A 14,468-nucleotide genomic window follows, 5' to 3' on the forward strand; every position below is an offset into this window, starting at 1 on the left:
TATTTTGTCGTTTGTAAAGTTTTTGGGAATCGCAGAAATTCGGTGACAAATGTTACGACATTTATGGGCACTCTAAGCGTATACGGAGCGCGTCTTTTATTCCAAATCACAATCAGCTGGACAAGCACCTTTGCCATCTGCTTGGGCTGAATTTTACATAACTTTTAGGGATCCCTCTTGAGATCTCTTCATTCTTCATGAAAGTTATTAAGATTGGGCCTTTCAAGGACATGGGACGTGTACAAGGGCTTAGCTATGCTGAGCCTACCTGGATTAAACGCTTGAGTCACCCAACATCCTAAAACTGTCATGATTTCTAAGTCTCATCAAAATTGGTTTCCCGTTTGGCAATATCTCAATCAGCCCTTATTCCATTCGGACATTAAACTGGTTCTCAATCCAGGCCGTTTTTGGCAACAATATCGGATTGAGTATTTGAACCGATGTTGGATGCGGCAGTGTTTACCCAATCATGATCCCCAACGCTAGCGCCATAAAGGGTGGACTTTTGGGCGTTTTCGCTTGGGCCTCATCCAGGGTTTTTGAGTTTTAGATAAAGTGAATGCACACTAGCGGCGCTAGTGTGCATTCATCTTGAGCAAGCCTAGTTGGTAAAAAAGCTTAAGTTCCAACGTTGATGAGTTGGACTCACCTATGACATTGTTTGGGTCTGTCACGGTTTGCTCAAAGGAAGCAGTGATAAGATAAGAGGTGATTCATCGATATCCCGACCGACTTACCGGGCATTAATATCTCCGCGTTAGAATTGCTCGGATATATTGACGTTAGCCTAGCCTTTTCTTAAGGGTAGGAATCGTTCGATTCGCTACCTAAACATTGTCATCAACTGCCTATTTCCTCATGGTCAATGCTCCCCCTAAACAACCGACTCCGCCTAAGCTTTCCAAACTGGAAGGGATTAAAGAGCGCAGTCATCATCTACGCCATCCGTTAATTGCAGAACTCCAAACGGATGCGAGAAATTTGCCAGAAGAAGCCATTCAGATCCTCAAATTTCATGGCTCCTATCAGCAAGATAATCGTGATAATCGAGCGAAAGGGCAGGAAAAAGACTATCAGTTTATGCTGCGGACTCGCAGTCCCGGTGGATTTATCCCAGCACAGCTCTACAAAACCCTGGATGAACTCAGCGAGACCTACGGCAATCAAACCCTGCGAGCCACCACCCGCCAAGGGTTCCAGATTCACGGCATTGTCAAACAGAATCTGAAAACGGTGATGGCCGCCATCATTCATAGCATGGGGTCTACCCTAGGAGCCTGTGGAGATTTGAACCGCAATGTGATGGCCCCGCCAGCGCCCTATGTTAATCGTCCCGACTATGTCTATGCCCAAGAGTATGCCAATCGGATTGCCGATTTACTCACTCCCCAAACGGGCGCTTACTACGAGATTTGGTTGGATGGGGAAAAATTCTTATCCGCAGAAGAGCATCCTGAGGTCAAAGCGGCTCGCCAGCGCAATACCAACGGCACTAACCTAGACGATGACGAAGAGCCAATCTACGGGCAACATTACATGCCCCGGAAGTTTAAGATTGCCGTTACTGTCCCAGGCGATAACTCCATTGATCTCTACACCCAGGATGTGGGTCTAGTGGTTATCCTGGATGACCAGGACGAATTACAAGGATTTAACGTATTTGTGGGGGGTGGCATGGGCCGCACCCATAAAAAAGAAGAGACCTTTGCTCGCATTGCCGATCCACTGGGCTTTGTGGCCAAAGAAGATGTCTATGACCTAGTCAAAGCCATCGTTGCCACGCAACGAGATTATGGTGACCGCCAGCAGCGTCGCCATGCCCGCATGAAATACCTGGTCAACGACTGGGGCATTGATAAATTTCGCAGCGTTGTTGAGCAGTATTTTGGTAAGTCAGTTGCCCCCAGCCGCCCATTGCCTGAGTTTAAGTATGAAGATTACCTCGGCTGGCATGAGCAAGGCGATGGTCAGCTCTTCTTAGGCATTTCTATTGAGAATGGTCGGGTCTTCGACAATGGCAAGCTGCAGCTGAAGTCTGCCCTACGCCAAATTACGAAGCAGTACCATCTGCCCATGCGGCTGACCGCCAATCACAATCTGATTATTTACAATATTCAGCCCAGTGATAAAGCGGCGATTCAAGGCATTTTGAACCATGCAGGGGTGCTAGCAGAAACAGAGATTGATCCGCTGGTGCGCTATGCAATGGCCTGTCCAGCGTTGCCCACTTGCGGACTAGCCATTGCAGAGTCGGAACGCGCCATCCCCGGCATTATTGATCGCATCCGCGCGCTGCTCAATAAGCTGGATCTAAAGGAAGAGCATTTTGTCATCCGAATGACCGGCTGTCCGAATGGCTGCGCTCGTCCCTATATGGCTGAGCTGGGCTTTGTCGGCATTAAGCCAACGTCCTATCAGCTCTGGTTAGGGGGAAGCCCCAATCAGACTCGGCTCGCCAGAACCTTTCTGGAAGTGATGCCCATCGACGAATTGGAGACAACCCTAGAGCCGCTCTTGGTGTTCTTTAAGCAAAAGGGCAAAACCGCTGAAAGCTTTGGTGATTTTTGCGATCGCATCGGCTTCGACGCCCTGCGACAATACAGCGACACCTATGACCCAGCGACCCAAACCGGCAAAATCGCCAGTGGTAAAGCCCGGGTCCGCCATCGGGTCAACCTGCGGGAAGATGTCTATAGCCGTCTGAAAGAGACCGCCAGCGCCCAGGGCAAAACCCTGACTGAAGTGGCGTCTGATGCTATTGATACCTATTTAAAAAATCAATCTCAGACCTAAATTGCACCTAATTTTAGGTGTAATAAAGCTATGGTGAAGATTGTCGTCATTGGCGGCGGTGCGGCTGGGTTCTGGGGGGCGATTGCCTGTGCAGAAGCCTACCCCCAGACTCGAATAACGATTTTGGAAACCAGTGGGCAGCTCCTGTCTAAAGTGCGGATTTCCGGGGGTGGGCGCTGCAATGTTACCCATGCTTGTTTTGAACCCTCGCAGCTGGTGGGTAATTATCCACGCGGGTCTAAAGCCTTGCGGGGAGCATTTAGTCGGTTTCAGCCCCAGGATACGGTGCAGTGGTTTCGAGCCCACGGAGTTTCCTTAAAAACGGAAGCCGATGGCCGCATGTTTCCCAAAACTAATGACTCGGAAACCATTATTGCCTGCCTGCAACGAACGGCTCAAAAACTGGGAATTCAGGTGCGGACGGGAATGTCCGTTACTCATATCAAGCATAAAGGGCAATTTACAGTTGGGTGCAAATCTGGAGAGAAGCTGGGGTGCGATCGCATCCTCTTAGCCACGGGCAGTCATCCCCTTGGCTATCGTCTTGCCAAACAGCTCGGTCATACCCTTGTATCGCCAGTACCGTCCCTATTTACCTTCAAAATCCAGGATCCGAGATTGCAAGGTTTAGCCGGTATTGCGGTTGATCCAGTGCAGTTGTGGTTAACAGTGGGAGATCAAAAATTTGACCAGCAGGGGCCGCTCTTGGTCACCCACTGGGGGCTCAGTGGTCCTGCGGTTCTCAAACTCTCGGCTTGGGGAGCACGGGCTTTTCATCAAAGCCGATATCAGGGAGAATTGACGGTCAATTGGGTGCCCCATTGCTCCTATGAAGACCTGCGCCAGCGGTTGAGGGAAACCCGAACTGCCGTTGCCAAACGTGCGATCTCAAACCACTGCCCCGTCGACTTACCCCAGCGCCTCTGGCAAAAACTGATTGCGGCAGCGGGGATTTCTTCCCAACAGCGCTGGGCAGATCTATCCAAAACCCATTTGCGATCGCTGCTGCAAGAACTAACCCAAGGTAAGTTTCATGTCTTAGGGAAAGGAGTCTTCAAAGATGAGTTCGTCACCTGCGGCGGCGTCGACCTCAAACAAATCAACTTCAAAACCATGGAAAGTCGCTGCTGTCCCGGACTCTATTTTGCTGGCGAAGTCATCGACATTGATGGCATTACCGGTGGATTTAACTTTCAAAACGCCTGGACGACGGCCTGGTTAGCGGCCCAGGCCATGGGGCAACCTGAATAGAGCGACTGGGAACTGCTTTACCCAGAGGAAAAACCCACTCAAAGGACGGTTCTGTGGTTTCATACATCAATGGAGACTATCTCTAACACCTTGTGCAGATGTGGTCGCCCCTGGCGATCCGTCGGGACCTATTTTTCATCGACAGGAGACTTTTATTTTGGGTGTTGAATTACGTAGCTATGTGTACTTAGATAGCCTCCAACCACAGCATGCTGCCTATATGGGCAAAGTGGCCGTTGGTTTTTTACCGTTGCCAGGAGATACCTCTCTATGGCTAGAGATTTCCCCTGGAATTGAGATTAACCGGATCATGGACGTCGCCCTGAAAGCGGCAGTGGTCCGCCCCGGTGTACAGATGGTGGAACGCTTATACGGGGTTCTGGAAGTGCATGCGAGTAGCCAAGCTGAAACCCAAACGGCAGGCCGAGCCATGCTAGAAGCGCTAGGGGTCAGGCAAAATGAACGATTAAGCCCCCAAGTCGTCTCTAGTCAGATTATTCGCAATATTGATCCCCACCACGCGCAGCTAATTAACCGCAACAGCCGGGGCAATATGTTGCTAGCGGGTCAAGCTCTCTATGTGATGGAGGTTCAGCCCGCGGCCTATGCCTCCCTCGCAGCCAATGAAGCCGAAAAAGCTGCGTTGATCAATATTTTACAAATCACCTCTGTGGGCAGTTTTGGCCGATTATACTTGGGGGGAGCTGAGCGAGATATTAAAACTGCAGCGGCGGCTGTGGTGGACGCCCTTGAGCATGTCCCTGGACGCGAGCCTCTGGGCGGCAAGCGCAATGAATAGCTGAGATGAGCAAGTACAAGTCTGCCATGGCAGGGGAACACCTAGCCCTTTTATATCGTGGCCCTGAAATTTGGAATCAGTGGCGACAGGATAATAGCCACAACTCTCCTAATCTAGCGGGCTGTAATCTAGGACAAATGGATTTACAGGCCTTCGACCTCAGCCATACGGATCTAAGCGATGCCAATTTACGGAAAGCTAATTTAGCGGGCGTCAACTTAAGCAACAGTCTTTTATGTGGAGCCAACCTAACCGACGCTCAACTCACAGGAATTAAGGGCGTTGCCATCAACCTCCACCATGCTCAAGCGCAAGGGGCCGATCTCAGAGATGCCAATTTAATTGGTGGAGATTTAGGCGAAGCGGTGTTGTTAGATGCTGAACTCAGCCGAGCCAACTTAGTAGGGTGTAGCTTAAAACATGCAGATATTCGGCGAGCAGAACTCGAAGCAGCCCAACTCCACAGAGCAGATCTCAGTTTTGCAGAACTCGAAGCCGCCAACCTCATTCAGGCAGACCTCAGTCAGGCGAATTTAAGCTATGCCACCTTAACTGGGGCTTATTTATATGGAGCCGATCTGAGCCGCGCCAATCTACGGGCCGCCCACTGCAGCCAAGCCTACTTCGTTCGGGCGAATTTTACGAATATTAATGCCGAAGCAGTCGATCTGGCCTGGAGTAATTTGAGTAAGGTGAACTTTTCCGGAGCTAATTTACGACGGGCCAATTTACGAGGAGCGCGACTGCATCGTGCTCAGTTTCATCAAACCTGCTTAGACGGAGCAGTCTGGGACTTAGCCAGTCTAGAGCAGGCCAGAGGATTCCCCAGCCTCAGCTGCTAGTTTCCTTGAGTGTGTAGCAGATTCAGCAGATGTTGCGCTTCTTCCTGCCAAAAGTGACCTTGGGATTTACAAGGAATCGACAACAAAATCCGATCAAAAGCATGGACAGAATCACAGGGGACGGACAGAACCACCTCGGCAGGCTGCTCACAGGTATCTAAAACAAAAGGCCCGCTCTGGAACGTTCGGTGCCCAACCGTTTTAGGTGCTATCGCCTCAAAAGAGTAGTGATTCAGAATATAAGTCGCATCACTATAGGTCAACCAAGGACAAGCCATACCTCGACGTTTTTTCGGTGTGGTGACTTTAGCGGAGGATGGAGCAGTCGTCCTGGCTCGATTATGGCGAGGGGGGCAAGGCCGAGGTTGATGGGCTTTTAAGTAGGCGTAGGCTTGATTAAATTCTTTGAGTTTGGCTTCTGCCTTTTTATACAGACGAGGATTATGCACAAACCGATCGGGATGCCACACCATCACTAAATCCTGATAGGCTTCCCGCACTTCATCAAAGGTCGCATTTTGATGGAGGGATAAGGTTTGCAGATGTGCCTCGCCAACATGCATGGCAGACTCACTTTCCCTAGAAAGTTTACAAACATCTTAATGAGGCTCAAACCTGGAAAGCAATGCAATAGCCGTTACTTTCTACTACAGAATGCAACAAAGTCCTAAGGAACATTGCAAAGACATCTAGAAGTCACCTTGATCCCTCCCCTTTTGTTACGCAGACAAGCGCTCAGTATAAGCAGTAGTTTGCCAAGTAGCGAGGGTATCTACCAAGGGACGTGCCGGTCCAAAGTAATGGCCCTGGGCGAAGTCAATATGAAAGTCATTGAGCAGATCTAGAATGGCCCGCGATTCCACATACTCTGCAATGGTCTGCAGACCCATAATTTTCGAAACATGATGAATGGCTTCCACCACACCTTTAGACATATCGTCATCGACCACACCTCGAATAAAAGAGCCATCGATTTTGACAAAGTCAGCGGGAATCTTTTTCAAATGGGTAAACGATGACAAGCCGCTGCCAAAATCATCTAAGGCGACTTTACACCCCATACTTTTTAAGGCTGTGGTGAGTTGAGCAGCGGCTTCAATATTTTTCAGGGCAACCGTTTCAGAAACTTCAAAGCAGAACTGCTCGGGTCTTAAATGATGCCGAGCCAGTTGTTCTGCAATAAAAGAGGCAATTTCCATATTTTTGAAGGTTGCCCCGGATAAATTCACGAAAAAAACCGCTTCTTGCAGCATTAAGGAATTAATTTCGCCTAAGTCTGCAAATAAATGCTTGATTACCCACCGATCAATCCGGGGCATAAAATCATACTGCTCAGCCACGGGAAAAAACATACCAGGGGAACACACAATACCCGGCTGATCACATAAACGCAGCAGAATTTCAAAGCAAGGTTCAGAGGTATTCGCCTGCAATGCTTGAATGGGCTGGGCATATAATTCAAACTGATTATGCTCAAGGGCATCCCGTAATCGGCTCACCCACTGCAAGGTTTGTCGAGACTGAAGATTAACGGCGCAATCAGCATAATGCACTTGCATGCGATCTCGCCCTCCTTCTTTCGCCGTATACATGGCTCGATCGGCAGCTTCAATCAACAAAGAAGGGGCAATCGCCTCATCCGGCACTTGACAAGCAACGCCCAAACTAAGGGTGATGCGGTTACTGATCGGCGAGGTAGAATGGGGCAGGTTAAGATTATGAATCGCCCCACGGATGGCTTCCGCTACATGGGTTGCCCCGCTGATATCCGTATTGGGCAGCACAACGACAAACTCTTCTCCGCCATACCGAGCAACACAGTCTGCCGGACGCTTAGCAACTTTGGCAATCGTTTGTGCAATTTTCTCCAAGCACAAATCACCAGCTTGATGACCATAGGTATCGTTGTAGGCTTTGAAATGATCAACATCACACATAATTAAAGACAAAGGTTTTTCTTCGCGGAGTAAGCGATTCCACTCCGTTAGAAACACCTCATCGAATCGTCGCCGATTATAGACACGGGTCAAACTGTCGACGGCAGCCAACCTTTCCAGCTCTAGGTTAGCCACAGCTAGCTGATCCGATAGCGCTTTTAAGGCCAGATTCTTATATTCAAGCTCCAAGCGCTGATGCTGGCGCTCCATCGCATATTGAATCGCGCGGGTCAGAACCGTACTGTCAAATCGTCCTTTGACGAGAAAATCCTGGGCACCTTGTTGCATTGCCTCTAAGGCAATCCGCTCATCACTATTACCACTTAGAATAATCAAAGGGATATTTGGAAAAGCTTCATGGATTTTGCGAAATGTCTCCAGCCCTTGGGCATCAGATAGAGATAAATCCAGCAAAACCAAATCAATTTTGGACTGTTCTCTCAGGGTATCCAAACCAGCATGCAAGGTTGGACAATGGTTGAGCATGATGGAGCTTTGTTTTTCTTTCCCCAATAATCGCGTTACGATTTCGACATCTTGAATATCATCTTCAATCATCAAGATCTCGGTATTACTGACTGGAATAACTTGTGAGCCAAATGCGTGCATGTACCTGGAATCCCCCGTATGAGCCTAGAGGCTGAACCTCTCTATCAGCCGCACCTTTTGTTGGGTACGGCTGATGATTTATTTGCTGATCCCCCCATAAATACTCAGCCATTGCTGTAGGTCAAATAAATGATGTAAATACTACTTTTCTACTCAGAAAAGAAATCATTCTTGTATTCCCCCCAATATTGCCCAGTTCTTGTCCAAACTTGGTCATTCTTTCTATGGATGCAGAGTCATATGAATGACCCTTCGATCCCCCCATATCAACCCAGTACTCAGTCTCAGAATCTATGGACTTAGATAAAGAATCCGCGTTTCTGCGGATGTTGAGGACCAATACTGTATCTCTCTTATACCCGTTTGATTCTTGCGATCGCTTCAGTAAACATACGGAACTCATAAAATATTTCAAAAAAATATTATTTCAGTATTAATACGGATACAGCCTATTTCTATAAACGGTGAAAACTGGCTTCTATCACAGGAGAGAAAAGAGCTTTAACGACAAGATGAAACTTCTTTTTCAGCGTCTGACGTGTATCGTATGATACGGTCTCAATCAGAAGATCCAGCGTTGAAAAGTTATTTTGGGTTGTGCCGCTATTTATTATTTTCTTGCAGTTAATCAATAACACAATTAATTTTCATCATTATTCGGCAACCGAATTATTTTTCCTATTTTCAGAGAAAAGAGAGTCTAACTTTTGAGGAGAGCTAAACACTCTAATATTTCCTTTTATTAATATTTTCTAGAGATTGTCGGCACCATATAGATTGTTGTATATTAAAGTGTCTTTTTGTAAAGACCCTATTAAAATTCATGCCGTTATAGGATGGATGATAATACCCAATCTCTTGTGAGCTATGAGCAGTTATCCATCTCCTGTCAGCCATATCAAGTGCAAGTTTTAGAGATATCAATTTAAGCGGGATAAGGTTATGAAACTTCTATTAGTTGAAGATGATCTTGCAGATATCGAATTAACTCAAAATGGTGTCCAGCGCTCTCATGCTGCTATTGATTTAGATTGGGTCGTAGATGGGCAAAGTGCTTTATCCTACTTACTCCGAGAAGGAGAATATAAGCAAAAAAGTCTACCTAGCATGATTCTTCTAGACCTGAACTTGCCAGGTATTCATGGATTACAGGTACTAGAGACCATCAAGCAAAATGACGCTTTTCGCATGATCCCGGTGATCATTTTTACGACCTCAGATGCAGATAAAGATATTCAGAAAGCCTACGAGCTAGGAGCCAATTGCTTTATTCAAAAACCGGCCAGCCTATCTCAATACATTAGTACTATCACAAGTATCAGTACATATTGGACTAAAATCGCAAAATTACCTATCAAGAGTTAATTATTGGCAAAATAGCAATTTTGTAGCCATATATCCTTTTGTAGCCATATATCCTTTTATAGATGAATACAGATTTGTCTCAGAGCCGGGGGAGCCTGTTAAAGTCTGAGCATGGATAGACGTCACTTGTTTATGCTGTTGGCCTTGGGAGGAAGCAGTCTCCTCGCTTCCATGCCCGCCGCTATCGTAATTCGGCAGACTGAATTGCATGGAATAGAGCAAGCGTTTCGCCAAGAAGCTGATCAGATTTCTATGGCGCTTGATCGAGAATTAGCGCTGAACTTTACACCACTCAATGGTCTAAGTACCCTGTTTACAGGGTCAGAAGAGGTTACAGCCCAAGAATTTCGTTTAGTTGCTCAGCAATATCTGACGAAACATTCAAACATACAAGCATTAGAGTGGGTTCCCTTGATATCGCACCCGCAACGACAGCCATTTGAGGTCAAACGACAAAAGGAATATTCGAACTTTCAGCTCACTGAGCGCAAGGCCCCCAAGACGATACAAGTCGCTGACAAACGTAAGACCTATTTCCCTGTCGCTTTTGTAGAACCTTATGCAGGGAATGAGCAACGTTTAGGGTTTGATCGCGGGTCAGATACGATGCAACGCCAAACATTAGAAAACTCACGAGATTCGGGCCAGGAGATGGTCACAGCAGTCCTGGGCCAGGATCAGGATGTGCCCCAAATGTTTTTCAAGGTTTCTCCTGTCTATCGTAATCAGCCGCAAACCCTTCAAGACAGACGATTAATGTTGCGAGGCTTTGTGGTGGGGGTCTATCAGCTAGATGCTCTACTGGCCCCTATTGTGGAGCAGGCTACTCAAGCTGGATTGTCAATTCAGTTGATCGATCAAACCAATTCTCAGACCTCTCAACTGCTCTATACAAATACCAATCAGGAAGTCCCCCCTTCGGATTTCAGGCGAACGACGACTTTATCTGCGGTACAGGGGAAGAATTGGGTTGTGGTCACTCAGGTCACCCCTCAATTGATTCATCAACACACCAGCAGGCTATGGGTCTTTTTACCCTTTTTGGGGGTGTTGCTTCTGCTGGCAGGAGGCAGTGTATTCATTTGGAAGTTGCAGCAATCCGCTGACCGTGAACAAGACCGATATTTTCAAATGATGGCCAATCAGTCTCCTGCTCCCATGTGGGTCACGGATGCAGACAGGATGTTCTCATTTTTTAACCAAACTTGGTTAACCACGACGGGACGAACGATGGCGGCTGAGATCGGTTATGGATGGATGTCAGGCATTCATCCTGACGATCGACAACAATGGCAGAAAACCTATGAGTCGAGCTTTAACCAACAGCAAGAATTTGCGATCGAGCATCGACTGCGCCAGCGGGATGGTAGCTATGCCTGGATGCTTTCCCTGGGAAAACCTAGATATACCCAGGATGAAACATTTTGTGGATATGTTGGCACTACGATGGATATCACTGCCCTGAAACAAGCAGATGCTCAATGTCAAATGGTCAATACAGAGCTATTGCGGTCCAACCAAGAATTAGAGCAGATGGCTTCAGTCCTCTCTCACGATATGCGCGAGCCCTTGCGTAAAATCCAATCTTTTGCGGAGCTAGTGCAAGCAGACTATGTCGATAACATTGATGAACAAGGACAACGGTATTTCGAGTATGTGATCGACGGAGCAGAGCGAATGCAGGCCATGATTGCTGATTTGCTCGCCTATGCTCGGTTATCGTCCGAAGACCGAGAGGTCACTTTAACCGATTTGGGAACAGTGTTAGAGCAAGTCCAGCAAGATTTAAGCCTGACTATTGCTGAAAGTGAAGCTGTGATTGAAGTAGGCGACCTACCTGTAATGATGATCAATCCGACGGATATGCAGCGGGTATTTCAGAATTTATTGTCTAATGCCTTAAAGTTTCGAGGAGAGGCCGTTCCCTATATTCAGATCTCAGCTAGCAAACTCCACAAACATTGGTTAATCACGGTTGAAGACAATGGTATCGGCATCTCAGAGAATGCAGTAGAAGATATTTTTGTGATGTTCAAGCGCTTGAACAATCGCACAGACTACGACGGCACGGGTATCGGCTTGGCGATTTGTAAGAAAATTATTGACCATTATGATGGTTCGATCTGGGCTGAGTCGAAGCTAGGGGAGGGGACCACGTTCCATATCAAACTCCCTAGCCATTTCCAAGATCATTGGACAACAGACCAACCCTTTGTGAGTGTATTCGATTTTTAAAACGTCTACCGATGGATTGATGCTGGAGCAGCAGAACACTTGAAAATATCACAAATTATCAAGGAGACAGGAGGGATAATCGCAGGTTGGGCATACTGCCGTCAAACGTCAATTGACTAACGTTCTGCTCATCTTTAGAACGATATGAATATTTCAATCTGGTTAGACTGCATTATTTATGCCAAGTACGCTGACTATTGAGCATATGCTGGATTGTCATCCACCCGTGTTGTCACCTGAGGTGACATTACTGGAGGTTGTGCAAATGATGCAGGCTGGAGAAATACCCCATTGGCAGGGATCTCCTCCAGAAAAGGTGGGCAATCCGCAAAATTATGTGGTCGTGCTTGAGCAAGAGAAGGTTCAAGGTCTACTGACCAATCAGGATATTGTACGTTGGGTCGCTGAGCAACGGAATTTTGACCAAACCCTGCTCATGGACGTACTGAGCCCTGCTGTAACGTATCCACAGATATCTGAATTAGCCACCTGGGAGCAGGCAATGCACTGGTTCCAAGTCGTTAAGCTGCCCTATCTGCCGGTAGTAGACGATCAGCAGCTAGTTGGGATTTTAAGCCTGGAACAGCTACGCATCTGGGAACTGACCTCAGTCCAGTCCAACATTGTGACGACTCAGCTGATTGAAGAGGATTCCACAGATGTTGTCAAACGTCAACTGGCTGAGATTCAACAACAGCAATCGCAGCAACAGCGTTTTTACAGCGCCCTGCAAAGTGCGATGGAAGGGATTGCTCACCTCGACCCGCAGGGTTGTTTTATGGAGGTTAATCGGACCTATGCCCATGATGTTGGCTATAGTCCCGAAGAGTTAGTGGGGTTGCCCTGGCAAACCACCGTGTTTGCCAACGACATTCCCATTTTGGAATCGGCTTACAACATTATGCTAGACACGGGCAAGATTTCTGTGGAAGCACGAGGGGCCACCAAACAAGGGGCCATCTTCTATCAGCAACTCACGATGGTGGCGAATCGGAGCAACCAAGGCGAGTTTCTAGGGCATTTCTGTTTTATGCAGAATATCAGTGATCGCAAGCTAGCCGAAGTCAAGCGAATGGAAAGCGAACAGCGATTTCAGGCCATGGCTGATTGTTCATCCGCTCTGATCTGGGTCGCGGATCATCGCAATCAACGCACCTATTTCAACGCAGAATGGTTGAAGTTTACGGGTAGATCTTTAAAGCGAGAAATTGAAGAGGGGTGGGTAACGGGGATTCATCCTGCAGATGTTCATGAGTGCTTAGAAACTTTTGCCTTGGCCTTTGAAGAACGGCGATCGGTGCAACTTGAATATCGGTACCTGAATCATGCAGGCCACTATCGTTGGTTACTCGATTCTGGGCGACCTCGATTTTTACCGAATGGGGAGTTTGTGGGCTATGTGGGGTCTTGCATTGACATCACTCCCTTTAAGCAGGTAGCTAACTCCCTAGAACAAGCAAACTACCAGTTACAGGAAAATATCAATAAGAGTATTGATGCCTTGGTGGGGGCAAATGCCCAATTAGAGGAAAGTGAGGCTCGATTTCACTCTTTAGCAGACTCCTTACCTGCATTGATCTGGGTCTGCGATGCAGAGCAACTCTGCACCTATGTTAATCAGACTTGGCAAACTTTTACGGGCCGTTCTCTGGAGCAAGAAATCAATTGGGGCTGGCTGGATACTATTCATCCTGATGATCGCTCCCGGTTTATTGACCAGCTCCAGACTTGCTTTGCGGAAGAAATCCCTTTGCATTTAGAGTATCGACGATGCGATCGCAACGGTACTTACCGCTGGATCCTGAATACGGGTATTCCTCGATATATTGCCGATCAGTTTGCGGGGATGATCGGCTGTGGTCTCGATATTACTATGTCGAAGCAAAACCAGGCTGCCCTAGAGCAAGCTGTCTCAGAACTAAAGCGTTCGAACCGAGATTTAGAAGAATTTGCCTATGTTGCTTCCCATGATCTGCGAGAGCCATTACGCAAAATTAGAAGCTTTTCTGAATTACTGGTTGAAGATTATGCAGACCAGATTGATGACACGGGTCGCCGCTACTTTGATTACGTGATTGATGGTGCTGAGCGAATGGATGCCTTAGTGCAATCTGTCCTGCAATATTCTCGGGTTGGTCGTCAGCAAGATATCCCTGAACCCGTTGATCTCAATGCTGTCGTCCAACAAATCGCCAATGATTTCAGTTTAGTGATTGAACAAAAGCAAGGCTGGATTATTTATGATGAGTTGCCGACGGTGATCATCAGCAAAATCGAAAGCGTGCAGCTCTTTCAAAACCTAATTGGCAATGCCCTCAAGTTTCATGGTGATCAACCGCCCCATATTACGGTTAAAGCCCAACGCCAAGGCACTCATTGGCAGCTTTCAGTCAGCGATACGGGAATTGGTATCGCGCCAGAATTTTGCGATCGCGTGTTCACCATGTTTGCCCGTCAACATCAGCGTGACCAGTATCCCGGTACAGGCATTGGCCTCTCCATTTGCCGAAAAATTGTCGAGAACTATGGGGGCCAGATTCATTTTGAGACCGAAGTTGGCAAAGGCACCACCTTTATTTTCACCCTGCCAGCGATGGACTAAGCTCTTAGCAATGTTCATTGCCGAGGCTGCAA

Annotated in this window: 10 protein-coding genes; 8 read left to right on the forward strand and 2 right to left on the reverse strand. The window is 47.4% G+C overall.

The window, feature by feature from the left end; genetic code table 11:
• Window positions 1–309: 309 nt before the first annotated feature.
• From ON05_RS11590 to ON05_RS11610, 5 genes are all read left to right on the forward strand, one after another.
• A complete protein-coding gene (locus ON05_RS11590) occupies window positions 310–489 on the forward strand; it encodes a hypothetical protein (protein WP_010472220.1) in 180 nt (59 codons plus the stop codon).
• Window positions 490–861: 372 nt separating this feature from the next.
• Window positions 862–2,796: a sulfite reductase, ferredoxin dependent gene (gene sir / locus ON05_RS11595; protein WP_010472221.1), complete on the forward strand. Its 1,935-nt coding sequence runs from the start codon at window positions 862–864 to the stop codon at window positions 2,794–2,796.
• A 30-nt stretch (window positions 2,797–2,826) separates the two neighbouring features.
• Window positions 2,827–4,047, forward strand: coding sequence for an NAD(P)/FAD-dependent oxidoreductase (locus tag ON05_RS11600; RefSeq protein ID WP_010472222.1), 1,221 nt, complete (start codon window positions 2,827–2,829; stop codon window positions 4,045–4,047).
• A 157-nt stretch (window positions 4,048–4,204) separates the two neighbouring features.
• Window positions 4,205–4,846 carry a hypothetical protein gene (locus ON05_RS11605; RefSeq protein ID WP_010472223.1) on the forward strand — a complete coding sequence of 214 codons (642 nt, stop codon included), beginning with the start codon at window positions 4,205–4,207 and terminating at the stop codon, window positions 4,844–4,846.
• 5 nt (window positions 4,847–4,851) lie between these two features.
• A complete protein-coding gene (locus tag ON05_RS11610; RefSeq protein ID WP_010472225.1) occupies window positions 4,852–5,688 on the forward strand; it encodes a pentapeptide repeat-containing protein in 837 nt (278 codons plus the stop codon).
• Here the strand turns inward: ON05_RS11610 and ON05_RS11615 are convergent.
• Both ON05_RS11615 and ON05_RS11620 read right to left on the reverse strand, forming a co-directional pair.
• The gene (locus tag ON05_RS11615) at window positions 5,685–6,251 is read right to left on the reverse strand and encodes a J domain-containing protein (RefSeq protein ID WP_010472227.1); all 567 of its coding nucleotides are present in this window, start codon (window positions 6,249–6,251) and stop codon (window positions 5,685–5,687) included. The two genes, ON05_RS11610 and ON05_RS11615, sit on opposite strands and share 4 nt — an antisense overlap.
• Before the next feature lie 156 nt (window positions 6,252–6,407).
• Entirely contained in the window at window positions 6,408–8,234 is a 1,827-nt protein-coding gene (locus ON05_RS11620) for an EAL domain-containing protein (protein ID WP_010472228.1), read from the reverse strand.
• Between the two features lie 942 nt (window positions 8,235–9,176).
• Here ON05_RS11620 and ON05_RS11625 point away from each other — a divergent pair.
• From ON05_RS11625 to ON05_RS11635, 3 genes are all read left to right on the forward strand, one after another.
• Window positions 9,177–9,599 carry a response regulator gene (locus ON05_RS11625; protein ID WP_010472232.1) on the forward strand — a complete coding sequence of 141 codons (423 nt, stop codon included), beginning with the start codon at window positions 9,177–9,179 and terminating at the stop codon, window positions 9,597–9,599.
• A gap of 111 nt (window positions 9,600–9,710) precedes the next feature.
• Window positions 9,711–11,834 carry a CHASE domain-containing protein gene (locus tag ON05_RS11630; protein ID WP_085945163.1) on the forward strand — a complete coding sequence of 708 codons (2,124 nt, stop codon included), beginning with the start codon at window positions 9,711–9,713 and terminating at the stop codon, window positions 11,832–11,834.
• A gap of 178 nt (window positions 11,835–12,012) precedes the next feature.
• On the forward strand, window positions 12,013–14,436 hold the full coding sequence (locus ON05_RS11635; protein WP_236618923.1) for a PAS domain S-box protein: 2,424 nt from the start codon (window positions 12,013–12,015) through the stop codon (window positions 14,434–14,436).
• Window positions 14,437–14,468: the final 32 nt, after the last annotated feature.

This window comes from Acaryochloris sp. CCMEE 5410, from assembly GCF_000238775.2.
Classification (GTDB): domain Bacteria; phylum Cyanobacteriota; class Cyanobacteriia; order Thermosynechococcales; family Thermosynechococcaceae; genus Acaryochloris.